The following is a 24,790-nucleotide window of genomic DNA, read 5'->3' as shown; positions in this document are numbered from 1 at the left end:
GACGCCGGAGGGAGGTTCAGGACGCTGCGTCGGCACGGTGGTTCCTTGCTCTGTTCAGTACGGCGGCGACCTGCGCCGCATAGGTGTCCAGGCCCTCGGCGCCACTGCCCGGCAGACCGGTCAGCCGCGGCAGCAGATCACCGAAGGCGTTGACCTCACCGACGGCGAAGCGCCGCCAGCCGGTCGACGGCAGCAGATCGACGCCCACGCACAGCGTGTCCCGGAAGGCGGCGCCCGCCCGCTCGCACACGGCCAGGGCCTCGCTCCAGCTGCCGCCCGCCGCCTCGACGGCGGCCCGCGCCTCGTCCAGATCACCGCGCGCACCGCCGAGGTGCAGATTGGTCATGGGGGAGCGGCTGGTGCGCACGACGGCATGGGTGGCGCGGCCGTCCACCACCACGACCCGCAGATCCGCGGCCCGGCCGCGCTGCGAGGCCTTCGGCAGCCAGCGTTCGATGTGCAGACCGTCCGGCGCGAGGGCGTCCACGATCGCCGCCACCTCCCGCTCCGTGGTGAGGTGACGTACCCGCAGCGAGTTGTGGAGCCGTCCCTCCGGGGTCCGCTCGACGGACGTGGACGCCCGGATCCGGCCGGGCCCGGCCGTCTCGACCGCCAGTACCCCGGAGGCGGAGGACCCGTGCGCGGGCTTCACGAACACCCTCGGCATCCGGCGGTCCGCCATCAGCCCGCGCACATCCGCCCAGCCGCGCACGGGCGGCGCGGTGCGGCCCGACGTCGGCGAGGGAGGCACCGGCACCCCTGCCGCGTCCAGCACGCCGTGGCAGAGGCGCTTGTCGAACAGCACCGCGATGTCGCCGGGACCGTCCAGCAGCACCGCACCCGCCTCGGCCGCCGCCCGCGCCACCTCCCGTACAGCGGAGGTGAACCGTGCGTACCAGAGCGACGAACCCTCCACCCTGGTCGGGTCGTCGACGCCGCGCAGCAGCCGCTCGACCTCGGCGTCCTCACCGGGCGAGTCGATGCGTACGGTCTCCCCGGGCAGGAAGACCGCCGCGCCCGTCAGCACGTCGAGCCAGGACACGGTGCGGGCCGGCGGCAGTCCGGCGGCGCGCACGGCGTCCAGGAAGAGGCCGGTCCGGCGGTTGCCGGGATTGCCGACGACCGCGAAGCGCGGCGGCGCGCTATTCGCTGACCGCGACATAGCGGGGTTCGTCGTCCGCTGGATCCCAGGAGTCCGCCTCGTCGAGATCGAGGCGGGTGCCCGACCGGCCGCACAGCTCCCAGAGGCGCTCCATCAGCGGATCGCCGAGGTAGTGGTGACGCAGATCCAGCGACGTCAGATGGGTGAGCGGCTGACCGCCGAGGAGCGCCTCGGCTCCGGTGTCGCCGAGGGTGCCCATGGACAGTGCGAGCGACTCCAGCTGGGCGACGACCGGGGCGGAGGCCACCGCCGCGGCTATCTCGTCCTGGATCTCGCTGTTCTGCAGGCCGAGATGGCGAAGCCGGGGAAATCCGCCGCCCGCCAGCACCGGCCGCAGGTCCTCGACCGTGGCGTCGCCGCCGTACCAGGCAGAACCCAACCAGAGCTCCAGCCGCTCCAGGGCTGGCAGTTCGCAGGCCCCGACCGCCCGTACGACATGACCGGGCAGGCCGCCGGACTCGAACCTCAGCGACCTCAGCGCCTCGTGCCGCACCGGACGCAGCCGCAGCACCTCCTCCTCGGGGACACTGTCCCCGCCGCCGCGCACGGTCAGCTCCTCCAGGAGCGGGAACGCGTCGAGCACCGGCGTGATGTCGCACATGTCGAGCCACGACACCTCGCACTCCTCGCCGACCACATCGGCGAGGAACAGCGCGCGCAGATCCGTGAAACGGCCCGCCGCCGAGGCGAGCTGTCCGACGACGGGGGCGAGTCCGGAGAACTCGTCCTCCCACCAGGGGCCGATCAGCAGGGCCCGGACCCCGGCCGTGTCGACCGTGTCGAGGAAGTGCTGCCAGAGCTCCGGGAACGTCACCTGCTCCTGGCCGCAGTCCAGCCGCCAGGCCACCGACTCCGCCGCGGGCAGCGCCCGGACCTCGGCGTCGTCCAGGAACGGCAGGGTCAGCACGGGAAGGCCGTGGAAGACCTCGGGGTGTTCGATGCCGTTCATCGCCGCATCACTCCGACACCGTGGTGTAGCGCCCCTCGGCCCCGCGGTCGCCCCACGGCTCGCAGCGATCCGAGAGATCGACCCGTACGCCGTACGGCTCCAGGGCCCCGGCGATCCGGCGCTCGACCGGCTCGGAGAGGAAGTGGTGGTGCAGATCGAGCACGTCGAGATGGGTCAGCGGCTGGCCCTCCAGCAGCGCGGCCGCGCCCTCGTCCCCGAGGGTGCCGCACGACAGGTCGAGCGTGCGCAGCCGGGCCACGAGCGGGGCCGAGGCGATGGCCGCCGCGATCTCGTTCTCCACCTCGCTGTTGCGCAGACCGAGATGGTGCAGGGCCGGGAACCGGGTGCCGGACAGCAGCGGCGCGAGATCTGCCACGTCGGTGTCGCCCCCGTAGGCGGAGACACCCAGCCAGAGATCGAGCCGCTCCAGCGAGGGCAACTCGCTGTCCAGCACCCCGCGCACCACCGCGACCGGCAGCCCGCCCGTCTCGATCGTGAGCGAACGCAGGCGCTCGTGCCGGGTGGGCGGGAAGACGAGATCCGTTCCGCCGCGCACCCCGAGCTCCACCAGCGCGGGGTAGGCGGAGAGCAGAGCGGTGACGTCGCTCTGCTGGATCCAGGAGATCTCCGACTCCTCCATCGTCAGATCGCCGACGAACACCGCCTCCAGCGACGTCAGCCGGTCGGCGGCGGCTGTCACGAGCCCGATCGGGAAGGACGAGTCCTCCTCGTACGACTCGCCCCACTGCCCGATGATCAGCGCCCGCACTCCGGCCGGATCGACGGTCTCCAGGAACGAGGCGAACTCCTGCTCCCAGGTGCGCTCCTCGTCCTCGTACGGGTCGACCAGGACGCGCCAGGCAGCCGCGTCGGCGGCCGGCCGGGGGCCGTCGTCCGTCCCGGACTGGAAATCGACGGCCGGAAGGCCGAGCAACTCGTGCAGGTGGTCCACATCGGACATGGCCCTGAGCTCCTGATGACGGCGATGGATTGATGTCCGCAAGGTGTATCAAGTCCCACTGACAACGGGGCGACCGGGCCCGGCGTCCGGCGCTCCGCGGCTCATTGTCAGACCCCCGTCGTAGCGTTTTCCACGTGGCCGGCACAGCAGGTGCCGGCCGGGATGGGAGACGTCTGTGTACCGGCAGGGCGATGTGCTGATCATGGCGCTGGAGGAATCCGAGGTGCCCCCGAACCTCCTGGACGCGCCGGGCGAACTGCGCGACGGGCGGGGCCGGCTGGTGCTCGCGCTCGGTGAGGTCACCGGACACGCGCACGCGGTGCCGGGGCCGGGACGGCTGATCCGGGAGGGCGGGGTGTTCGGCCCGATGCTGCTCCACCTGCCCGACGGCGGACGTGTGGTGCACGAGGAACACGCGGTGATCCCCCTGCCGCAGGGCTGGTTCCGCGTGGTGCGCCAGCGGGAGTACGCGCCGGGGGCGGTCCGCATCGTCGCGGACTGACCGGCCCGGCCGGCCGGGCCTCCGGTGCCGGGCGGCGAAGAGAGCGATCCGTGGAACGCGGTCAACAGGGAACAGGGGACGGGGAGACGATGCAGTACGTGGAATCATGGCGGGCCGTGGCGGCGGAGACCGGCGCGGCGGACCGGGCGGCGGCCGAGGACGGGGTGCGGCTCGCCTACCGCAGCGCGGGGCTGGCCGAGCCGGAACAGTTCGTCTGGGCCGATTCGCCCAGGGAGGCCGTCGGGATCGTGAAGCAGCTGGCCGACGCCGGCCGCTCGGTCCGGGAGGAGGTGAGGACCCGGCCCTGGGCGGAGGAACGGCGCCGGATGTACGACGAGCTGGGCCCGGCCGGCTGGTCCGCGCTCTGGTCCGCCACCGGCGCCCAGTTGTGGGAGAGCACGGCGGCACTCGCCGACCGGATACGGGCGGGCGTCGTCGCCGGACTCGCCGAGCGGCCCGAGGACGAGCCGGATGTGCGGCTGCTCCTCCTCGACGCGGTCCTGGGACAGCACGACGCGGCGTGGCTCGCCGCGTTCGACGGCCGGGGCGACCGCCTCGAAGGACTGTCGGCCGTGGCCAGGAACGCGGGCTGGTGGTGGCCCTACGAGCGCGCCGTGGTGATCAGCGAGCGCCCCGAGACGCTGCACCGCGACGAGGCGGGCAGGCTCGACCGCGGCGACGGACCCGCGCTCTCCTACCGGGACGGGTTCGGGCTGTACGCCTGGCGCGGCATGCCGGTGCCCGCCGACTTCCTGGCCGAGCTGACCGCGCTCACCCCCGAACGGATCCGGGCCGAGGAGAACGCCGAACTGCGGCGCGTGATGCTGGAGTTCTACGGATACGACCGCTACCTCACCGAGTCCGGCGCCGCACCGGTCCACCGGGACGAGACGGGCATCCTCTGGCGGATCGCGCTCGACGGCGACGAGGACGTCGTCATGGTCGAGGTGGTCAACTCCACCCCGGAGCCGGACGGGACGCATCGCACGTACTGGCTGCGGGTGCCGCCCGCGACCCGGACCGCGAAGGACGGCGTCGCCTGGACGTTCGGACTGCAAGGGGAGTCCTACGTACCCCTGCGCCAGACCTGACGGGTCCACCGGAGGGCGCTGCGCGGTCCGGGGGTCAGGCCGTCAGCGTCTCGTGGTCGATGCCGAGTTCACGGGCGAGTGCCTGTTCGGTCCACTCCAGCATCGTGGCCCGGGAGAGCGGACCCGCGTACGAGGTCATCTGCACGGCCAGGCCGTCCAGCAGAGCGGTCAGCCGCCAGGCCACGGACATCGGGTCGTCGCAGTGGAACTCGCCCGCGGCCGCGCCCTCCTCGATGACCTCGGCCAGCTCCGCCTTCCACTGCTGGTCGAGATCGCCCGCCACATTGCGCAGCGCGGGGTCGCGGAGTGAGGCGGCCCAGCCCTCGATCCACAGCCGCCAGCCCTTGGCCTGGCCCGTCGGGGCGTACCAGCGGACGGCGGCGCGCAGCCTGCGCACCGCCGTGGTCCGGCGGGTCAGCAGCTTGCGCAGGTGGGTGAGATCGGCCTCGGCCGCGTGCGCGAAGGCGGCGGCGACCAGTTTCTCCTTGGTCGAGAAGTGGTAGAGCACGAGTGCGTTGCTCACACCGAGGACGGAGGCGACATCGGCGATCCGTACCGCCGCGACACCTCGCACCTCGATCTGCTCGACGGCAGCGCGCAGCAGCTCCTCGCGTCGCTCCGCCACACTCAACCGCACTCTTCCCACGGCGTCACCCTAACGAATGCCCGCCCCGGGCAGGCCGGGGGCCGTCAGGGCTCGGTCAGCGGTACCAGCCGAAGCGTTCCGTCATCACCGGCAGCCGGTCGGCGACGACGGCGTGGGCGGCCGCCCGCGGGGTGCAGCCGTCCGCCGCGGCCCGGGTCAGCACGAGTTCGACGAGCGCGCGCATCGCACGCCGGGTGTGCGCGAAGGCCTCGTCGGCGCCGGCTCCGATGTCGCCGAACAGTGTCCACCACCACCAGGCGTTGGTACCGGAGTTGACGACGACGTCGGGCAGCACCGTGATCCCGCGCTCCGCGAGCAGCGCCTCGGCCTCGGGCAGCACGGGCATATTGGCCGCCTCGACCACCCAACGGGCCCTGATCCTCGCCTGGTTCGTCGCGTCTATGGCGTAGGAGACGGCCGCGGGCACGAGCACCTCCACGTCCCTGTCCAGCCAGGCCCCGGCGGGCAGCTCGCGGTCCGTCCCGCGCAGCGCGCCGCGGTCCACCGTCCCGTGGGCGTCCCGGGCGGACAGCAGGGCCTCGACGTCGAGGCCGGCTGGGTTGGCGATCGTGCCCTTGACATCGGCGACGGCGACCACCCGCAGCCCGGCCCGCGACAGGAACCGGGCCGTCGCGCCGCCCATGGTGCCCAGACCCTGCACGGCGACCCGCGCCCCGTCGTACGCGACCCCGTCCCGGTCCAGCGCGGCGAGGGCCGACTCGGCGACGCCGCAGCCGCCGACCAGCTCGTCCAGACCGATGCCGTCCACCTCGACGGCGAAGGCGTCGGCCAGCCGCTGCCGGGCCGCGGTCTCGTCGTCGAGCAGCGGATAGACGGCCTCGATGGAGGAGACGAGCCCGGCCTCCGCCGCCGCCCGGTCGACCAGGTCCTGGCTGAGCCCCAGGTCCTCGCCGGTCGTCCAGATGTTCTCGACGTACGGACGCACGGCCCGCAGGTAGCGCACCAGGACGCCGTAGGCGGCCGGATCGCGGGGATCGCAGTCGATGCCGCCCTTGGCGCCGCCGAGCGGCACGTAGCGGGCCCCGGCGCGGTCCGCGTCGAAGTGGAGGGCTTCCTTCATCGTCATGCCGCGGGCCAGCCCGGTCACCTCGTCGAGGGTGCAGCCCGCCCGCATCCGCAACCCGCCGCTGGACACCCCGCGCACCAGCCGGTCGACGACCAGGTGCCCCTGGCGGCCGGTGACGTGGTCCGTCCAGGTCAGGGAGATCAGCGGGGCGGGCGGGGACACCGGAGGCGTCGTCATCGGGAGTTCTCCTCGGTCACTGCGATCGGGGCGGGCCCGGGGGTGATGAACCGGAACGGAACCGGAACCGGGGCCGTGCGGTCCGGCGCCGCCGTGCGGCGGCGATCTTTTACTGAATCGCGAGTCAGTATCGGGAGACGGGGCGCCGCTGTCAACGCGGCCTGTGCCGAATCACCGCCCGGTGGCCGGATGCGTCCGCGCGGAGGCGCTGAAGCGGATGTCCGGTGCCGGATGCGGAATCCTTCGCACGGTCCGGACGTTGGATCCGGCATGACGGGATTCGATGCACAGCAGGATGCGCTCCTTCGGCTGTTCTCCGAGGGAAACAGCGGCGTACTGGTCACGCTCAAGCGGGACGGCAGGCCCCAGCTGTCCAATGTCAACCACTTCTACTACCCGGACGAGCGCATCGTCCGGGTCTCGGTCACCGAGGACCGCGCGAAGACCCGGAACCTGCGTCGGGACCCGCGGGCGAGCTACCACGTCACCAGCGAGGACCGCTGGGCCTGGACCGTCGCGGACGGCACCGCGGACCTCACTCCGGTGGCCGCCGATCCCGAGGACGCCACCGTGGCGGAGCTGGTCACCCTCTACCGCGACGTCCAGGGGGAGCACCCGGACTGGGACGACTACCGCCGGGCCATGGTCAGGGACCGCCGGGTGGTGCTGCGTCTCCATGTCGAGCACGTGTACGGGCAGCCGCGTGGCTGAGGCGGACCGTGCGGGCCGCCATCCCGTTGGGTGCTCTGCTCTCGCACTGTCGTACCCCCCGACCATAATGAGATGACACCGACTCCCTCAGGAGATCTTGTGACCGGCGCTGACTCCAAGCTTCCGCTCCGTACCAGACTGCGTGCGCTGCGGCCCGCCGACTTCGGGGCGGACCCGGGCGGCACCCGTATGGAGCGCATTCGTCGTTCCCCCAACTTCGTCGACGGGGTGTTCCAGAACCCGGTGGGGGCACGGACCAGGCCGTCGGGTTCCGCTCTGGAGTTCGCGAAGACCTACTTCCGCAAGGAGGAACGGGCGCTCAGATCGCCGACCGGTGATGTGCCGGTCCACGCCACCACCCTGGCCGATCTCGCCACGCCCCCCGTCTCCGGGCTGCGGCTCACCTGGATGGGGCATTCCAGTGTGCTCGCCGAGATCGACGGCCGGCGGGTGCTGTTCGACCCGGTCTGGGGCGAGCGCTGTTCGCCCTTCGCGTTCGCCGGGCCCAAGCGCCTGCATCCCGCTCCGCTGCCGCTCGGCGTGCTCGGCCCGGTCGATGTGGTGGTGATCTCCCACGACCACTACGACCACCTCGACCTTCCGACGATCAGGGCGCTGGCCCTTACGGACACGGCCTTCGCGGTGCCGCTCGGGGTCGGGGCGCACCTGGAGCGCTGGGGCGTGCCCCTGGAGCGGATCCGTGAGCTCGACTGGAACGAGACCACGGAGGTCGCCGGGATCAGCCTCACCGCCACCCCGGCCAGGCACTTCTGCGGCCGCGGCCTTCGCAACCAGCAGCACACCCTCTGGGCGTCGTGGGTCGTCTCAGGGCCCGAGCACCGGATCTACCACAGCGGTGACACCGGATATTTCCCCGGCTTCAAGGAGATCGGCGCCGAGCACGGGCCGTTCGACGCCACCATGATCCAGATCGGTGCGTACAGCCAGTACTGGCCCAAGGACCACTCGAACGGCAGGCCGGAGCCCGGTGCGTGGCCGGACATCCACATGAGCCCCGACGAGGGGCTCCAGGCCCATCTGGACCTTCAGGGCGACGACCCGGCGGCCGGCGTCATGCTTCCGATCCACTGGGGGACGTTCAACCTCGCACTGCACCCGTGGGCCGAGCCCGCCGAGTGGTCGATGCGCGCCGCCCAGTTCGTCGGGGCGACCATGGTGGCTCCGCGTCCGGGCAGTCCGTTCGAGCCCGCCGATCCTCCGGCGGTCGAACCGTGGTGGCGTGCCGTGGCGGCGGAGCCCGCGGCGGGGTGGGGCAACTGGCCCCCGGTCCACGTACAGCTTCCCGGCGGGGCCATGGCACCCGCCCCCGCTCCCGGCCGTGACCGTGATCGGGCCGCCCAGGCCTGACGGGCGGGATGCCCTTCGGTACGCCCTCGCGGTGCGTCAGGGCGGAAGGCGTGGCGCACGGCCACCGCGAGGCCGGTGCGGCGGCGGTCGTGGCCGGCGTCGGGCCGGCCGTCGTCGCGGTGCGGGTGAGGCTGCCCGTCCAGGCCGATGCGCCGGTGACCGGTCTCGACGCGGCTCGGGCGGCGGGGCTCAGGGCACGGACGCGCCCCACCCGGGCCACCTGGGTGGGCCGCCGACCCTGACCGCCCGGGGGTGTCGGCGCCCATACGGCCGGGCAAGGGCCGAACGGCGGTACGCTGCCCGCGGGAAGCGGGTGCGGTGCGGCGGCTTCCCGGTGCACCCCCTTCCAGCGGCTCGCATATCCGTCGGGCACGGCCGTGACCGGCATCGGTGCACCTTCACCTTCGAGGGAGCGACCACAGGGGGCGGCCATGCTGCGGGTGCACTTCACCTCCGAGGACCTGGCGCGGGTCCGGGTCGCCCCGGGGCCGGACTTCCTCTGGGAGATCAGCAACAGCGTGCAGACCCTGCAACGGCGCGACGGAGAAAGGGTGTTCGGCGCGTGGCGCCGCTGGGTGCGGCCCCGGCTCTCCGCCAGCCCCCGGCTGCTGTCCGCCCTGCTGCCCCCGCGCGGGTACTCGCCGGACTTCCTCACCCCCACCACCGGTGACCGGGCCACCCTGCAGGCGGCCGTCGACACCTTGATGAGCACCCCGCGCCCACGGCTGCGAACGGATCTGACGCAACTGGCCGCCACCCTCCAACTGCCCGGCTGGGTAGGCTCATTGGCCGGGGGAGACACCGACACCCTCCGACGGCTCGGCGAGGCGCTGCGCACCTATCAGCTGGAGGCGCTCGCACCGTACTGGCAGCGCGTCCACGCACACATAGACGCCGACCGCGCCCTCCGTCTGCGCAGTCTCCTCGACGGCGGCACCGAGGGGTTGCTGGCCGGGCTCGGGCCGCAGTTCCGCTGGCGCCCGCCCGTGCTGGAGGTGACGTACCCCGTCGACCAGCAACTCAGGTTGAGAGGAAGGGGACTTGTGCTTCAGCCTTCGTTCTTCTGCTGGCCCACCCCGATCACCCTGGCCGACGGGGATCTGCCGCCCGTTCTCGTCTACCCCATCCACCACACCACGGACTGGGCAGGACCCGCCCCCGCCCGCTCCGCGGAGGGATCCGGACCGCTGGGCCCGCTGCTCGGCCACACCCGGGCGGGCGTCCTGCGCGCGACCCGTACCGGATGCACCACGGTCGAGGCCGCCCGGCTCCTGGACGTGACCCACCCCGCCGTCAGTCAGCACCTGAACGTGCTCCGTGCGGCGGGCCTGGTCGCCACCGTGCGCAAGGCCGGACGCTCCTTCCATGTCGCGACGGCCGAAGGGCGGGCCCTGCTGGCGGCCGAGGAGCGGACCCGGCGATAGCCGCAGTGCCGGGGCCCGTTCAACTCCGCCGGTAAGCCTGAACTTTCATTCCTTGCGCCCTTCGCGGGCCAGGAACCACGCTGACTCCAGCCGCCGTACCCGGCCGTGCCGCGCAGAGCCGTGGCGCTCATCGGCCGGGCGCTTGTGCCGAACGCGTTTCTTCCCGCAAGGCCCGTCCCTCCCCACCCTCAGGAGCCTTTATGCGCAGGAGACTTGTGTCCTCCGCGATCGCCGTCGCCGCCGTCGGAATTCTCCTCCACCCCGGTACGGCCCAGGCGTCGCCCGCGCCGCACACCCCGGCCGTGTCCGTGCTCGCCCACGGAACGAAGGCCGGTACCGCCGTCGTCAGCGGGCACAACCAGCCCGGCACCCGGCTGGAGGTCGACTCCGGCCGCACCCTCAGCGGGCACTGGCTGGCGATCGACTACCAGGTTCAGGAGACCGGGTACTGGTGCGGTCCGGCCGCCACCCGCATCGCGCTCTCGGCCCGGATCGCCCCGCCCAGCCAGGGTGCTCTGGCCGGGCAGCTCGGCACGACCCAGGCCGGCACCGACCACATCGGCCAGGTCACCGGCGTACTCAACGCCAACCTCGGCGGAGGCTGGTACGAGACCAAGGAGATGCCGAACGACCCGCCCACCCAGGGGCAGCGGGACCTGCTGTGGAACGACATCGTCTTCGACATCGACCGCAACTACCCGCTGGTGGCCAACATCGTCGCCCCGCCCGGCAACCAGCCGCCCGGCTACCCGTCGGACCAGACGATCTATCACTATTTCACCGTCTTCGGCTACGACGAGGTGGACCGCACCGTCCTCATCGCCGACCCCGCCTCGTTCAGTGGCAACCAGATCTACTGGATTTCCTTCGATCAGCTCGCCACGCTGATCCCGCCGAAGGGCTACTCGGCGTGACGTGTTCCCTTCCCACCAGGAGGCCGTGTTGAGCAGCTACCGTCCCACCCGCAGAAACGTCATCAAGGCCGCCGGCGGGATCACCGCCGCGATGGCTCTGGGCACCGGGGGCATCCTCGCGGCCGCGTCCCCGGCCAGTGCGGCGGGTGACGGCTTCGGGCTGCGCATCGTGGACCGCAACGAGGCCGATCCGCGCATGTGGTACTACCGGTTCGCCACCGACGCGATCGGCTGGAACCCGGGCGTCAACGTCCTGCTGCCCGACGACTACCACACCGCCGGACGCACCTACCCGGTCCTCTACCTCTTCCACGGGGGCGGTACCGACCAGGACTTCATCACCTTCGACCGCGCGGGCATCCGGGACTGGACGGCCGGAAAGCCGGTCATCGTCGTGATGCCCGACGGCGGGCACGCGGGCTGGTACTCCAACCCGGTCAGCTCCAACACCGGTCCCCGCAACTGGGAGACCTTCCACATCAACCAGCTCCTGCCCTGGGTCGACGCGAACTTCCGTACCTACGCCGAGTACGAGGGCCGTGCCGTCGCCGGGTTCTCGATGGGCGGCTTCGGTGCCCTGAAGTACGCGGCCAAGTACTACGGCCACTTCGCCTCGGTGAGCGCCCACTCGGGCCCGGCCAGTCTGCGCCGGGACGCCGGACTGGTCGCCCACTGGGCCAACGCCTCCGCGGCCGCCTTGGACCTGGGCGGCGGCACGATCTACGGCGTGCCGCTGTGGGACGAGGCCAGGGTCAGCGCCGACAACCCGGTCGAGCGGATCGAGAGCTACCGGAACAAGCGGATCTTCCTGGTGGCCGGCACCAGCCCCGACCCGGTCAACTGGTTCGACACGGCCAACGAGACCCAGGTGCTGGCCGGCCAGCGGGAGTTCCGGGCCCGCCTCGGTGACGCCGGGATCCCGCACGAGTGGTACGAGGAGCCGGGCGGACACATGATCCGCGACTACATGGTCCGCCGCGACCTCGACGGCATCGTCGCCCGGCTCCGCAAGGCGTAAGGCCCGCACGGACACCCGGGCTCACCAGCGCCCCCCGTACGGCCTGGCCCGGCGGACAGGCCGTACGGGGGAGCGGGACAGTGCTCCCCCGTACGCCAGGACAAGCCCCCTCGATACCCGTCGAGGGGGCTTGTCGCGTGCGGCGCCGGACGCGGTCACCGGTCGGTCTTAATCGGTCGCTCGTGCGAGAGGTCATACCAGAGCGGGACGGATGGCGGGCAAGTTCCACAACTGCCCGTCGCACCATCGCCATGGGCGACTACCGTGTGTGTCCGGTGATCAACGGTGGGCTCATGTTCCCCGGGCCCGCCCGGCCGACGATCCGAGAATGACCGACCACCGTAGGCGCCACCACATGGATACCGATTCCTGGGGCCCCACGTACCGAGGACGCTGATGTCTCAACTTCGCGCACCCGACGCGCGACCGGAACGCCGAGAGGGCGGGCGCCACGGCCGACCGGGTGCCCGTTCCCACTCGGCCGCGGCCAGGCCGCGCGCTGCCCAGCCGTCCCCCGAGGCGCGTATACGCCCCCAACTCCTGCGCACCGCGGTGCTGCCGGCCGTGGCCGTTATGCTGACCGGCGCCGCGGCCGTCATCCTCACGGTCCGCTCCACCGGCGCTGCGCCGTCCACGGAGCTCTGGACCGCGCTCGGCGCCGCCGCGGCGCTGGCGGTCGCCGCCGTGGCGGCGGCCTTCCTCGCCGCCAACCGCGTCGCCACCACCGTCCTGGGCCGCTGCTTCGCCCTGCGCCGGGCCAGCGCGCAGGGCCAGGCCGAACTGCAACAGGTGGTGGAACAGCTCCGCAACGGCGAACCCGTACCCACGCGCCGGCCCCCGCAGCCCACCGCCCCCGGCAGCGACGCCTTCGAGCTGCTGGCGCAGGAGCTCGGCCGGCAGCAGGAAGGGGCCGTCGCCGCCGTCGTACAGGCGTCCCGGCTCTCCGAGCACAGCGGCGAGGACCAGAAGGTCGAGGTCTTCGTCAACCTCGCACGCCGGCTTCAGTCGCTCGTGCACCGCGAGATCCAGCTGCTCGACGAGCTGGAGCACGAGGTCGAGGACCCCGATCTCCTCAAGGGCCTCTTCCAGGTCGACCACCTGGCCACCCGGATCCGCCGCCACGCGGAGAACCTCGCGGTCCTCGGCGGCGCCGTCTCCCGGCGGCAGTGGAGCAACCCGGTCACCATGACCGAGGTGCTGCGCTCGGCGATCGCCGAGGTCGAACAGTATCCGCGGGTCAAGCTCGTGCCCCCGATCGACGGGACCCTCCGCGGGCACGCCGTGGCCGACGTGATCCACCTCCTGGCCGAACTGGTCGAGAACGCCACGGTGTTCTCCGCCCCGCAGACCCAAGTGCTGCTGCGCGCCCAGCGCGTCACCGCCGGTCTCGCCCTGGAGGTCGAGGACCGGGGCCTGGGCATGCCGGGCAACGAGCAGAAGCGGATGAACGCCCTGCTCGCCGACCCCGACCAGGTCAATGTCGCCCGGCTGCTCCAGGACGGCCGGATCGGCCTGTTCGTGGTGGCCTCGCTGGCCCGCAGACACGGCATCGCCGTACGTCTGCAGAGCAATATCTACGGGGGCACGCAAGCCGTGCTCGTGCTTCCGCAGTCCCTGCTCGGGGCCGAGGACGACGCCTCCGCCGGAGCCGCACCGGCGCCACCCCCCGGCCCCGTGCACCGTCCGCCGCCACTGGACGAGGGCGCCGCACACCGGGATCTCGGACCGGGCCCGACGCCCGCTCCCGAGCCGGAGCGCCGGCCGTACGTGCCGAGCCAGCAGCCGCGGACGCACCAGCCGCCGCAGCAGACCCGGCGCCACGGCGAGGGCCCACCGCTCCCGCTGCGGGCCGAACGCCTCGACCGGCCCGCCCCCGCGGAGGCCGGCCCCGGCATCCCGTCGAGGGAAGAGGCGGCGCCGGCGCTCCCCGCCGAGCCCGGAGCCGTCCGCGGCACGATGGGGCGGCCGCAGCTTCCCAGGCGTGCCAACCAGGAACATCTGGTCCCGCAGCTCAGGGACGCTCCCGCCCCGCGCACCGAGGACGAACCCACCCTGCACGACCCGGGCCTGGTGGCAGCCTTCCGGCGCGGCATCGACCTCGCAGAGGCCCGTGCCGAATCAGAGCCCGGACCGGGTTCCGGCTCCGGAGCGGAGGCCGGGTTCGGGACGGCTCCTGGCGTGGTGGCAGCGGCCGCGGCACCACTCGATCCGCTTCCGGTCCGCGGTGCCACGCCGCCAGGGGAACTCCTCCGGGCCGGCTCCTACCACAGCGATCAAGACCCACTCGAAAGCAACACCTCCAAGGAGTAGATGCACCATGGCGACCGATATGTCGTCCGGTCAGGTCTCGGACCTCGACTGGCTGCTGAGCGGGCTGGTACAGCGCGTGCCCTACACCCGCAGCGCGGTCCTGCTCTCCGCCGACGGGCTGGTGAAGTCCCTCCACGGCATGGACGCCGACAGCGCCGACCACATGGCGGCACTGGCCGCCGGCCTGTACTCCCTCGGCCGCAGCGCCGGGGCGCGGTTCGGGGACAACGGGGAGGTCCGCCAGGTGGTGGTGGAGCTCGACTCGACGCTCCTCTTCGTCGCCACCGCCGGTTCCGGCACCTGTCTGGCCGTGCTCGCCGGGCGCAGCGCCGATGCCGCCGTGCTGGGCTACGAGATGGCCATGCTGGTCAAGAGCGTCCGGCCCTATCTGATGACCCCGACCAGACAAGCGGCCGGGATGCCGGGCGCCACGGGGCTGTGAGCGTGTCGGCCACCCAGGACGCGCCGTTGCTCGACGATGCGGCAGGCCGCCTCATCCGCCCGTACACGGTGAGCGGCGGCCGCACCCGTCCCACCACCGTGCTCGACCTGCTCTCCCTGGTCATGGCCACCGGGAATGTTCCGCAGGACCACCTCGGCCCCGAGCACTCCGTGGCGCTGGGGCTGTGCGGCGGCCCCACCTCGGTGGCCGAGATCGCCGCGCACCTGCGGCTGCCCGCGGTCGTCACCAAGGTGCTCCTCTCCGACCTGGTCGACTGCGGAGCGGTCACCGCGCACCCGCCCGCCTTCCATGACATGCCCACTGACCGATCCCTGCTGGAGGCAGTGCTCGATGGCTTACGACGACAGCTCTGACGGTTTCGACAGCTCCGCCCCGTACCCGGGGACCGGGGGCCCCGGAAACGTCGGCTACGCCGAGGGCCCCGGGAGCGCTGGTCACGCCGGGGCCCCCGGGCACGCGGGGTACGCGGACGCTCCCGGATCCATCGGCCACGCGGAGGCGCCCAGCAGTCCCGAGGGCTTTCCCGTCGCGCTCAAGGTGCTGGTGGCGGGCGGATTCGGGGTAGGCAAGACGACCTTCGTGGGCGCGGTCAGCGAGATCGCGCCGCTGAGCACGGAGGAGCTGCTGACCCAGGTCAGCGCGGCGACCGACAGCCTCGAAGGCATCGAGTCCAAGACCTCCACCACGGTCGCCATGGACTTCGGCCGCATCACACTGGACGAGCAGCACGTGCTCTACCTGTTCGGCACACCCGGCCAGGAACGCTTCTGGTTCATGTGGGACGAGCTCTCCCAGGGCGCACTCGGAGCGGTGGTCATCGCGGACACCCGCAGACTGGAGGAGTGCTTCGCGGCCGTCGACTTCTTCGAGCGGCGCGGCATCGGATTCATCGTCGCCGTCAACGAGTTCGACGGCGCGTTCCGCTACGGCCCCGAGGAGGTGCGGGCCGCGCTCGACCTGGCACCCGCGGTACCGGTCGTCCTCTGCGACGCCCGGATCGCCAGCTCGGGAACCGGCGCGCTGGTCACCCTCGTCCAGCACCTCATCAACGCCACCACCGAGCCGGCCCGGCTCTCCGGCCATGGCAGTTTCGGAGTCCATACGTGATCCCGCACGCCATCGGGCGGATGCTGCTGACCCCCGTCGACAGCGAGGCCCCCGTCCGGACCCAGCGGCTGCGCAGTCTCGGTCTGGGGGAGCGGTCCGACGCCTCGTTCGACAACTTCGACGCCTTCGCCGACCGGGTGGCCGAAGTGACCGAAGTGCCCTTCTCGATGGTCAACTTCATCGACGGAAACCGGCAGTTCTACGCCGGGCTGCACACCCCGGCGGGGACCCGCAAGGGCACCGACCTGGGAGCCACGGCGGCGGGCAGCGGCCGCAGCGGCCGCTATGTGGCCCTCGACCACGGCTACTGCCCGCACGTCGTGGTGCGGCGGAGGGCGCTGGTCCTGGAGGACGTCTGCGACTATCCGCGGTTCGCCGGGAATCCGGTCGTCGACGACATAGGCATCCGCTCCTACCTGGGGGCGCCGCTCATCGACCGCACGGGGATCGCCGTGGGCGCCGTCTGTGCCGTGGACACCGTGCCCCGCCCGTGGGGGCGGGCCGGGCTCGACACGATCAAGTCCCTGGCGCAGGAGCTGATCGTGCACATCAACCGCCGGGAGGAGAACAGCATCGGGATCTGAGTCCGGTCCGCCGGCCGAGGCCCGCCGCCGGTCAGACCTCGACCCGGCTCCCGTCCAGGAAGGTCAGGACCACCGCGTCGCCGTCCACCCGTACGCGCACCGCCGTACGGAGCGCTTCCGGATGGACGCTGTCGCGGGAGAGCACGACGAGCGACACATGAACGCTCCGGCCGCCCGGACGGGGCGCGCTGCGCAGATACGGGACCGCCGAGTGCGGTCCGTACGCGTTGGACTCGACATCGCGCGCCACCGCGGCCCCGTCGGCGCCGCCGTCCCACCCGTACAGGGCGACCACCGCGCTGGTCAGCCCCTCGGCCGTGCGGGCGAGTGCCCAGTCCGGCCCCGAAGAGGCGAACGGGCTCGTCCGGTCGGCGACCGCGTGACCGCCCTCCCGGACCACCGCCCCCTCGGGCGACTCGACCCGGTGCACCCGGATCTCCCAGGGGCCGTGCAGCACACTCGTCGTCTCGATCCGGTACGCGTGCTCGTCACCCGGCAGCCGTGCCGCCGACCAGGACGCGGCGACGCGGCCCTCGCAGCGCAGCGGATGGATCCGGCGGCGCCGGGACGGGGTGCCGTCCGGGGCGACCAGGGCCAGGTGGCCGTCGACATCGCGGGCCAGGGCGTGCGGTGCGGATTCCGGCGCGGTCGCCGTCGAGTACGCGAGCTTGGCGTAGTGCGGGTCGTCCTCGCCCGCACCCCGGTCCGGGTCGGCGTCCGGACCGGCTTCAGGGGCCGGCGGGTTGTGGTCGCTGCCGTGGTTGACCAGCCGGACGATTCCGTCGTGCCGGGTACCGTGCAGCAGCCAGCCCGGCGCGGGCAGCGCGGTGTACGTGTCGGACTCCTCGACGGGCAGCGGGAGTTCACGCGCGGTCCACACGGCGTGGTCCGCCGGGAGCAGCAGCCCGAGGAAGCCCTTGCTCGCCCAGTACGGGGAGGCCGGACCCGAGTACGGCTGGGTGGACGGCAGGAAGGTGTCGTACCAGCCGAGCGTCAGCAGCCCCCGCTCGTCCGGTACCCCGCGCTCCGCGAAGTGCCGCAGCGTGCCCGAGGCGAGCCGGCGGGTCAGTCCGGGCGCCAGCGGCGTGCAGTCGGCGAGCGCGCCCATCCACACCGGGGCGAGCGCGGCGAAACGGTAGGTGAGGGAACGGCCCTGGTGGACCGGGGCGCCGTCGGCGCCGAAGAAGTGCTGGTAGCCCTCCAGGAACCGGCTGAGCCGCTCCCGGTAGGCCGCGGCCCGTCCGCCGTCGCCGTCCGGCCCGGCGATCCGCGCCCACAGCAGCGGATACAGATGCATGGCCCAGCCGACGTAGTAGTCGAAATTGCGGCCGTCCCCGTCGGTGTACCAGCCGTCACCGACGTACCAGTCCTCGATCCTGTCCAGTCCGCCCTCGATGTCGGACCGGCTGTACGGGGCGCCGACGGAGGCGAGGAACTGCTCGGACACCACCTGGAAGAGCCGCCAGTTGTTGTCCCAGGTGCGGCCGCCGACGAATCCGGAGAACCAGTCGACGACGCGCTCCTGTACCCCGGCGTCCAGCCGGTCCCAGATCCACGGCCGGGTCTCGTGCAGGGCGACCGCGATCGACGCCGCCTCCACCATCTGCTGCGAACAGTCCGTCAGACGCGGCCACGCCTCCCCGCTCCGGAGGTCGGTGCCGGCCGCCAGACCGGCCGCGTAGCGCTCGGTCAGCGCGGGGTCGACCGCCCCGCCCGCGCCCGCGATCCGGCAGGCGGCGAGCAGGAACGACCGGGCGAAGCCCTCAAGACCGTCCGAGACGACCCCCGACCAGCTGCCGCGGCCGGGCAGCCGGTACTGCGCGAAGCCGGGTGTCGCGTACGGCGTCAGCGCGTCCAGCATCCGGTCGGCGGTCGCCTCCCAGTGCGCCCGGGTCCAGCCGGTACGTGACGACAGGACCCGGTCGGTCGGCGGCAGTTGCAGATGCGGGGCGACGGACATGGTGGCGCTGCTCCTCGGGACGGACGTTCAGGGGGTGGGTTACTGGACGAGTTCGGCGTGGTGGGTGTGGCCGCGGGAGCCGCCGGTTTCGACGGTGAGGACGGCCCTGCGGCCGGGAACGACGCTCACGGTGGCATCGGCATGTGCCACCGACCGCACACGGAAGGGGAGTTCGAGCGTGAGGGAGGTCTGTGTCCGGCCCGGGTCGGCGACCGCGACGGACACCCGCGCTCCCCTTCGCCGTACGAGCACCGACGCCGGGCCGGACGAGAGGATCCCGGCCGCGGACCCGGCGTCCCAGAAGTGCGCGGCGGTCAGTCCGGCGCGGCGGTCCTCCACCGCTTGCGCGGCGGCATGGTTGCTGACGATCCGGACCGGCCGGGAGTGCGCCCAGACCGCCGTCGCGGCGGCCGAGACACCGGGCAGCAGCACATAGGCGTAGCCGTCGTCGGTGGGCGAGATCCCGTGGTCCAGCCGGAGTGTGACGTAGCGTCGGGTGACGGGATCGGCGCTGCCACCCGTGTCCGCTCCCGTGTCGATGTCCCGCCAGGTGCCGGTGCGCTCCTCGCGCAGGGCGTGCAGCACGGCCTCCTCGGGGAAGACGTAGCCGCCGACACCGTCGAGATGCGCCCACCGGGCCCGGCCGAACTCGGCGGACCGGCCCTGCTCCACGGGCTGCGGGACACCGTCGACCAGCAGCCGGTTGCGGCCCCGCGCGCCGAGGTTGCGGTTCTCGACGATCGTCTCGACCGCCCGGCCGTCGCTCGCGGTGATGCCCGCGCCGAGCGCGACCACCGCGTTGTCCAGCAGGAACCACGCCTTCCGGGTCCGAAGCGTGCTGCCCGGGGCTCCGGTCACCTCCATCGCGGCCACCGTGTACCGCCTGTCCAGGACGGCCCCGCCCGCGACGGTGTTCGCCGGCCGGTAGGTGGACGTACCGGCGCCGGTGCCGAGGTCCTCGCGCCGGCGGGTGTCGACCGTGGTGCCGGGGAGCCGGTACGGATCGACGGTCGGCCAGAAGCCGTCGTTGTACTGCCCGAGGTCGTCGCCGTCGTACAGATACGTCATGCCGTCGCCGGTGTACCAGCCGTGCAGGTCCTCGCCGTTGCCCGCCTCGTACGCGGAGATCCGCTTCGACGACAGCGACAGTGCGCAGGCCCAGCCTGGGCGCCGGTGCACCACGCGGTCCATGTCGGCGAGGACGAAGCTGCCCGTCGTGCGCGCCCCGGCGTGGATGTCCCGGTCATCGAGCACGGCCTTGGCCAGGGCCAGTTGGGACAGCGCGGCGAGATCGGCGAAGGGGGTGGTGCGGTTGCGGGTCAGCCAGCCCTTGGCCAGGGCCCGCCAGCGGTCCGCGTAGGAGGCGGGCGCTCCGGACGCGAGCAGCAGGATCGCCGCGACGGCCGCGGCACCGTCCCGGTGGTCACCCGCGCGTTCCCGTGAGACGGCCCGCCCGCGCACCGCATCCATCATCAGCCCGTCGAAGACCACCGGTGCGAAGCTCCGCTCCACGGCCTCGTACATCACCGCCACCTTCGGGTCGGCGACCGCCCACGGTGAATCCGCCAGGAGCGCGATCAGCCAGGCCGCGCCGCCGAGCAGCACAGTGCCGTACGAGCCCGTGTAGGCGACCACGTCGTGCTGGACGAACGAACCGTCCTCGTAGAATCCGTCACCCGAACTCGTGTACCGGAAAAGGCTGTTGCGGCCCGAGTCACGCACGTCGGAGAGTGCGTCACGGGCGGACGCCACCTTGTCCCCGTCCCTGCCGAGCAGTCCGCGCAGCGCCACGATCACGGCCTTGTCGGTGCGGTTGGCACCCGTCTCGGACAGTGCGGGGGAGTTGGTCCGGCGGTCCGCGTCGGGGCAGAAGCGGTCGACGACGCTCAGATAGTCCGTGAGATCACCGGTGGACAGCAGCCCGCGCAGCAGGACACAGCAGTCCATCAGCGCGCGGGGAGCGCCGATCTCCCAGAACCACCAGTTGCCGCTCTCGCCCGCCTGCGGGTGGTAGGCGGTGTCGAAGGTGAAGCGCAGCGCGCCGAGCAGGGCGTCCGCGGTCTCGCCGGCACCCGCCGGAGCCGCGCCGGGCGTGGCCCAGGCGGTGGCGAGGGTGCGCAGCCGGGTGTAGGTCTGCCCGAAGTTGCCCGGATCGGTGACGGGGGAGAGGTCGGCCCACAGCGCGGTACGCCCGCTGCTGCGGTCCAGGGTGTCCCACAGCTCCTTCGCCTCGCTGTTCAGGGCCGCGAGGGCGGCGGCGAAGTCGGGGTCGGACGGGTCGAACCGGCCTCCGGTGATCAGGGTCTCCGCCCGTAGGAGGAGCCCGTCGAAGTCCTGGTCCGCCTCCGGTGCGCTGTCCGGCGCCGTGCCTGCCGCCGGCTCCGCGGCCGCGGCCTGTCCGGCGCCCGCCGCGGGGGCGAGCGCCGCTCCGACGGCCGCGGCGCCACTGGTGGCGAGAAGGGTCCTTCTGCTCAGTCGCACGATGACTCCTTGTCCTCTGCGTGCTCTGCGGTCGGCGTTTTCTGCCGCGTTCAGCCGGAGAGTGTGCTCGGGTCGACGGGCGGCTGGGGCAGGTGCAGGGCCGCGAGTTCCGCCCGTCCCGCGGCGTCGATCGGGAAGGCCCAGGTGTTGACGAAGAAGTCCGTGAGGTCGTGGCCCGCGACGCGGCTCGAGTAGGTGGCCAGTGCCCGGTAGCGCTTGTCGTTCTCCGTGGAGTCGGACTGCGGGTTCTCCTCGCGCACCAGCTTGTGCAGGCGGGGCCAGAAGTCGTCCCCGAAGGCCAGCTCCAGCTGACGCAGCGGCACGAGCTTCTCGTACGCGCCGAAGGACTTCTCGTACGTCAGCCCGGCCGTGCCGAACTTGGCCCGTGAGGTCTGGAAGGCGGTGAGGCCGGTCGCCGGGTCGACCGTGAGCAGGTTGGACGGCTGCTTCAGGGTGCGTTGCGCGGCCAGCGAGTAGATGTTGACCGTGACCTCGGTCAGACCGCCCGGCTTGTACGCCATCTGCTGATGCAGGTGGCCGAGTTCGTGGTAGAGGCCCCAGCCGCGGGTCCGCAGCCCCTCGACGGTCGTGGCCCGGTCGAGATAGGCGCGGGGGAAGCCGTTGTAGCCGTGCGTGGCGTACGCGCCGACACCGGTCGGCACCTTGCTGACCTCGGTGAAGTGGTACGGACCCGCCTTGCGCAGGTGCACCGGCGCGGAGCCGTCCAGCCCGCTGATCCGGGCGTGCGAGTCGATGATCGTCCCGATCAGCCGGAGGAGTGCGGCGTGGTCCTCTCCCCGGTACTGAAGCGCGCCGTCACGGGTCAGCGTCATGATCGTGTCCGGGCCGTGGAGTTCGGCCCAGGGCGATGCGGTCAGCGTGTCCAGCTGGCGCTGGAAGTCGGCCTCTGTGGTGCGGCCCAGCGTGAAGACCGGCATCGGCAGGGCTCCGGAGCGGATGAGTACGTCCGCCCGCTCGCCGTGTCCGGTGAGCGTCAGATAGACCGGGCCGCCGTGCGGGTCGGTCACCGTGTTGGCGCCGGCGGTCAGCGGGTGGGCGCGCGGTTCGGTGATCTCGCCGTAGTAGTCCCAGGCGCCGATCCAGAGCGTGGGCAGCAGGCCGTCGTGGGGGCGGACGGTCAGCGAGAGCGGGGTGCCCGCGGGAACGTGGAGGCCGGTCGGCTGGAACTCCGAGCCGCGCAGGGCCTGTGCGAGCCGCAGCCGCTCGGCCTCGGCGGCGGGGCGGGCGGTGACGGTCAGGGCGACCGGGCGGGCGAGCGGCCGGCCGGGCGCGGCCTGGGCCGAGGGGACGGCGGCGGCGAGCGCGGCCACCGCCCCGGCGCCGGCCGCGGCGGCGAGGACGGAGCGACGGCCGACCGGGGTGGAGGACATGGCGGAGGGGCTGTGCTGACGCATGCGGAACTCTCCCTGCAGAAACGAATGAGGGGCGGAAGCGTGCGGAACGGGGTGAGGCGTGCCGTCAGCATGTAAGCGGTTGCTGTCGAGCCGCAAGGGGAGTCGGGAAGTTACTGTGATTTTCTATGGCCAACTGCGGACAGGCGGGAAGTAACCGGTCACTTGCGCGAGGATCGACCGGCTCGGGGCCCGACAGAATCGCGTACCACGATGTGGGTGCCGAGCCGCAGCGCACCCGTGGTCGGTTCCCGCCAGTCGTCCTCGTCGCCGCCGGAGACGGCCAGCCGCACCGCCTGGCGCCCCATCTCCTCCAGCGGTACATGGACGGTGGTCAGCCGGGGACGCAGCTCCTGGGCGACCGGGATGTCGTCGTACCCCACCAGCGAGACGTCCTTCGGCACCCGCAGCCCGGCCTCCTCAAGCCCCTGTGCCGCACCGGCGGCGACCATGTCGTTGGCCGCGAAGACGGCCGTGAACTCAAGTCCGTCCCGGATCAGTTCGCTCATCCGCCGGTAGCCGAAGTTGCGGCTGAAGGCGCCCGGCTGGACCAGTTCGGGATCGGCGGGCAGTCCGCGCAGCTCCAGGGCCCGCCGGTGGCCGGCCAGCCGGTCGCGGGTGGTGGAGAGCTTGGGCGGGCCGCCGAGGTAGAGGATGCGCTCGTGCCCCTGCATCAGCAGGTGGTCGGTGATGGCGAACGCACCGCCCTCGTTGTCGTACTCGACGGCCGCGGTCGGGGCCCCCTCGCCCAGCGGCGGCCTGCCGCACAGCACCAGCTTGGAGCCGCCCGCGTCCAGCTCCCGCGCCCGGCGGGCCAGTTCCGAGGTGTAGCCGCGGTCGGCGATGGAGCCGCCGACCACCACCACCGCGTCGGCCCTGCGCTCGTGCATCAGGTCGATGAAGGCCAGTTCGCGCTGCGGGTCGCCCTGGGTGCAGCACACCAGGCAGAGCCGTCCGCCGAGCGCGGCCTCGCGCTCCACACCCCGCGCGATATAGGCGTAGAACGGGTCGATGACCTCGTTGACGATGATGCCGACGGTGCGGTTGGAGACCCCGGCCAGGGCGCGGGCGTGCGCGTTGACCACGTAGCCCAGCTCGCGCATGGCCGACTCGACGCGTTCCCGAGTCGCCTCCGCGACGGGGTAGTTGCGGTTCAGTACGCGGGAGACGGTGGCCGTCGAGACGCTTGCGCGCCGCGCGACATCGGTGACCGTCGCCCGTCGCTGTCCGTCCGCGGCCGTGCTCTGCCGGCGCATCCGGCTCACCCCCTGGTGGCTGTTGTGTGACGCCGAGCCTAGAGCCTGTGGCGGGACGTGGTTCATGCGATTCTCCCCAGGTCGGCCCGGTGCACCGGGTGGCCGAAGGGCTCGCCCCTCGCGTACCGGGCCAGTTCGTCGACGGCGAGCGCGCCCAGCCGGCCCACCTCGTTGCCCTGGGCGCCCGCGAGATGCGGGGTCAGGAAGACGTTGGGCAGGTCCCACAGCGGGTGGCCGGCCGGCAGCGGCTCGGGCGAGGTCACGTCCAGGACGGCGTCGAGCCTGCCGCTGACCAGGTGGGCGGTCAGCGCCTCGGTGTCCACCAGCGGGCCGCGGGCCGTGTTGACGACCAGGGTGCCGGGGCGCATCAGGCCGATCCGGCGCGCGTCGATGATCCCCCGGGTCTCCGGTGTGTCCGGGGCGTGCACGGTCACCACGTCGCTGGTCGCCACGAGCGTGTCCAGATCGGCCGGGGTGACACCCAGGAGCTCCGCCTCGGCCGCGCCCACGTACGGGTCGTACAGCAGCACCTCCACGTCCAGGACCCGCAGCAGCTCGATGACCCGGCGGCCGATCCGGGAGGCGCCGACGACGCCGACGGTCAGCCCGTGCGTGCCGAGCCAGTGCTGCCGGTCGAGGTCGGCGCCGGTGCGGTGGGTGCGACGGGTGCGGTAGAGGCCCGCCAGCGGGAACACCCGCTTCGCGCCCATGATGATCGCGGCCAGGGTGAACTCCGCCACCGGCACGGCGTTGGCGGAGGCGGCCGAGGAGACGGCGATCCCGCGGTCGAAGGCGTCCGGGGACAGAAACGTCTTCACCGTGCCGGCCGCGTGGATCACGGCCCGCAGCCCGGGTGCCCGGTCCAGCAGTGCCGCGTCCACCGGCGGGCAGCCCCAGCCGGTGAGCAGTACCTCGGCGCCGGACAGGGCCGCGGTGGCGGCGGGGGAGTCGAACTCGCTGATCACGGACGGGTCGAGGAGGTCCGCCGTCTCCTCCAGCCGGGCCCGGACGGGAGGCGGGAAGACCTCGTCCAGCAGTCCGGCACTCATGACCAGAACCGTGCGCGGCCGCCTTCCGGGCGGGGTCGCGGCATCGGTACCGGATTGAGCCGGTGCCTCTTCGGTGGTTCGCACCCTGCCTCCGGACAGTAATCGCGTTCTATGGAATGACCGGCACGCTAGGGAGCGTGATGGCCGACCGTCAAGCT

The 24,790-nt window shown here is 72.6% G+C and carries 23 protein-coding genes; 13 read left to right on the top strand and 10 right to left on the bottom strand.

Annotated elements, in window-relative coordinates; genetic code table 11:
- Positions 1-16 precede the first annotated feature (16 nt).
- From ACIO3R_RS12345 to ACIO3R_RS12335, 3 genes are read right to left on the bottom strand one after another with little or no spacing between them, the layout of a single operon-like run.
- The gene (locus tag ACIO3R_RS12345) at positions 17-1,162 is read right to left on the bottom strand and encodes an STM4014 family protein (RefSeq protein ID WP_385037142.1); all 1,146 of its coding nucleotides are present in this window, start codon (positions 1,160-1,162) and stop codon (positions 17-19) included.
- A complete protein-coding gene (locus ACIO3R_RS12340; RefSeq protein ID WP_402105428.1) occupies positions 1,143-2,111 on the bottom strand; it encodes an STM4015 family protein in 969 nt (322 codons plus the stop codon). Before ACIO3R_RS12340 ends, ACIO3R_RS12345 begins: the two co-directional genes overlap by 20 nt.
- A 7-nt stretch (positions 2,112-2,118) precedes the next feature.
- Positions 2,119-3,072: an STM4015 family protein gene (locus tag ACIO3R_RS12335; RefSeq protein WP_402105427.1), complete on the bottom strand. Its 954-nt coding sequence runs from the start codon at positions 3,070-3,072 to the stop codon at positions 2,119-2,121.
- A gap of 175 nt (positions 3,073-3,247) precedes the next feature.
- Here ACIO3R_RS12335 and ACIO3R_RS12330 point away from each other — a divergent pair, with 175 nt between their 5' ends.
- The gene (locus tag ACIO3R_RS12330) at positions 3,248-3,574 is read left to right on the top strand and encodes a hypothetical protein (RefSeq protein ID WP_362952698.1); all 327 of its coding nucleotides are present in this window, start codon (positions 3,248-3,250) and stop codon (positions 3,572-3,574) included.
- A gap of 89 nt (positions 3,575-3,663) precedes the next feature.
- Positions 3,664-4,665: a DUF6745 domain-containing protein gene (locus ACIO3R_RS12325; protein WP_385034102.1), complete on the top strand. Its 1,002-nt coding sequence runs from the start codon at positions 3,664-3,666 to the stop codon at positions 4,663-4,665.
- 34 nt (positions 4,666-4,699) lie between these two features.
- On the opposite strand, the gene ACIO3R_RS12320 is transcribed toward ACIO3R_RS12325, so the two are convergent.
- Positions 4,700-5,290, bottom strand: a complete 591-nt coding sequence (locus ACIO3R_RS12320) for a TetR/AcrR family transcriptional regulator (RefSeq protein ID WP_385034033.1) — start codon at positions 5,288-5,290, stop codon at positions 4,700-4,702.
- A gap of 76 nt (positions 5,291-5,366) precedes the next feature.
- Positions 5,367-6,575: a Glu/Leu/Phe/Val dehydrogenase dimerization domain-containing protein gene (locus tag ACIO3R_RS12315; protein ID WP_402105425.1), complete on the bottom strand. Its 1,209-nt coding sequence runs from the start codon at positions 6,573-6,575 to the stop codon at positions 5,367-5,369.
- 270 nt (positions 6,576-6,845) lie between these two features.
- On the opposite strand from ACIO3R_RS12315, the gene ACIO3R_RS12310 reads away from it, so the two are divergent.
- The 11 genes from ACIO3R_RS12310 (at position 6,846) to ACIO3R_RS12260 (ending at position 16,474) form a co-directional block, all read left to right on the top strand.
- On the top strand, positions 6,846-7,286 hold the full coding sequence (locus ACIO3R_RS12310) for a PPOX class F420-dependent oxidoreductase (RefSeq protein ID WP_363028826.1): 441 nt from the start codon (positions 6,846-6,848) through the stop codon (positions 7,284-7,286).
- Between the two features lie 99 nt (positions 7,287-7,385).
- Positions 7,386-8,654: an MBL fold metallo-hydrolase gene (locus tag ACIO3R_RS12305; protein WP_385034039.1), complete on the top strand. Its 1,269-nt coding sequence runs from the start codon at positions 7,386-7,388 to the stop codon at positions 8,652-8,654.
- Positions 8,655-8,704: 50 nt separating this feature from the next.
- Positions 8,705-8,896 carry a hypothetical protein gene (locus ACIO3R_RS12300; RefSeq protein ID WP_402105423.1) on the top strand — a complete coding sequence of 64 codons (192 nt, stop codon included), beginning with the start codon at positions 8,705-8,707 and terminating at the stop codon, positions 8,894-8,896.
- Between the two features lie 189 nt (positions 8,897-9,085).
- Positions 9,086-10,078 (top strand): ArsR/SmtB family transcription factor, encoded by a 993-nt coding sequence (locus ACIO3R_RS12295; protein ID WP_402105422.1) that lies wholly within the window; start codon positions 9,086-9,088, stop codon positions 10,076-10,078.
- 200 nt (positions 10,079-10,278) lie between these two features.
- On the top strand, positions 10,279-10,992 hold the full coding sequence (locus tag ACIO3R_RS12290; RefSeq protein WP_363028816.1) for a C39 family peptidase: 714 nt from the start codon (positions 10,279-10,281) through the stop codon (positions 10,990-10,992).
- 28 nt (positions 10,993-11,020) lie between these two features.
- A complete protein-coding gene (locus tag ACIO3R_RS12285) occupies positions 11,021-12,010 on the top strand; it encodes an alpha/beta hydrolase (RefSeq protein WP_385344160.1) in 990 nt (329 codons plus the stop codon).
- Between the two features lie 396 nt (positions 12,011-12,406).
- Positions 12,407-14,320: an ATP-binding protein gene (locus ACIO3R_RS12280; RefSeq protein ID WP_385034052.1), complete on the top strand. Its 1,914-nt coding sequence runs from the start codon at positions 12,407-12,409 to the stop codon at positions 14,318-14,320.
- A gap of 7 nt (positions 14,321-14,327) precedes the next feature.
- Complete coding sequence (locus ACIO3R_RS12275) at positions 14,328-14,762, top strand: roadblock/LC7 domain-containing protein (RefSeq protein WP_363028811.1); 435 nt, start codon at positions 14,328-14,330, stop codon at positions 14,760-14,762.
- A gap of 2 nt (positions 14,763-14,764) precedes the next feature.
- Positions 14,765-15,136 (top strand): DUF742 domain-containing protein, encoded by a 372-nt coding sequence (locus ACIO3R_RS12270; RefSeq protein WP_385034055.1) that lies wholly within the window; start codon positions 14,765-14,767, stop codon positions 15,134-15,136.
- Entirely contained in the window at positions 15,114-15,890 is a 777-nt protein-coding gene (locus tag ACIO3R_RS12265) for an ATP/GTP-binding protein (RefSeq protein ID WP_385034058.1), read from the top strand. The genes ACIO3R_RS12270 and ACIO3R_RS12265 overlap by 23 nt, the downstream gene beginning before the upstream one ends.
- On the top strand, positions 15,887-16,474 hold the full coding sequence (locus ACIO3R_RS12260) for a GAF domain-containing protein (protein ID WP_385034061.1): 588 nt from the start codon (positions 15,887-15,889) through the stop codon (positions 16,472-16,474). The genes ACIO3R_RS12265 and ACIO3R_RS12260 overlap by 4 nt, the downstream gene beginning before the upstream one ends.
- Positions 16,475-16,505: 31 nt before the next feature.
- Here ACIO3R_RS12260 and ACIO3R_RS12255 read toward each other — a convergent pair whose 3' ends face one another.
- The 5 genes from ACIO3R_RS12255 to ACIO3R_RS12235 form a co-directional block, all read right to left on the bottom strand.
- Entirely contained in the window at positions 16,506-18,434 is a 1,929-nt protein-coding gene (locus tag ACIO3R_RS12255) for a DUF2264 domain-containing protein (protein WP_402105419.1), read from the bottom strand.
- A gap of 39 nt (positions 18,435-18,473) precedes the next feature.
- Positions 18,474-20,915, bottom strand: a complete 2,442-nt coding sequence (locus ACIO3R_RS12250) for a polysaccharide lyase 8 family protein (RefSeq protein WP_402105417.1) — start codon at positions 20,913-20,915, stop codon at positions 18,474-18,476.
- 50 nt (positions 20,916-20,965) lie between these two features.
- A complete protein-coding gene (locus ACIO3R_RS12245; RefSeq protein ID WP_402105415.1) occupies positions 20,966-22,330 on the bottom strand; it encodes a M60 family metallopeptidase in 1,365 nt (454 codons plus the stop codon).
- Between the two features lie 158 nt (positions 22,331-22,488).
- Positions 22,489-23,583, bottom strand: coding sequence for a LacI family DNA-binding transcriptional regulator (locus tag ACIO3R_RS12240; protein ID WP_385034074.1), 1,095 nt, complete (start codon positions 23,581-23,583; stop codon positions 22,489-22,491).
- A 62-nt stretch (positions 23,584-23,645) separates the two neighbouring features.
- Positions 23,646-24,632 (bottom strand): hydroxyacid dehydrogenase, encoded by a 987-nt coding sequence (locus tag ACIO3R_RS12235; RefSeq protein ID WP_402105413.1) that lies wholly within the window; start codon positions 24,630-24,632, stop codon positions 23,646-23,648.
- Between the last annotated feature and the right edge of the window lie 158 nt (positions 24,633-24,790).

Origin of the sequence: Streptomyces sp. NPDC087428 (assembly GCF_044744085.1) — a bacterium.
Classification (GTDB): Bacteria; Actinomycetota; Actinomycetes; order Streptomycetales; family Streptomycetaceae; genus Streptomyces.
Note: the sequence above shows the minus strand (reverse complement) of the source record. Positions and strands in the feature narration are given on the sequence as shown.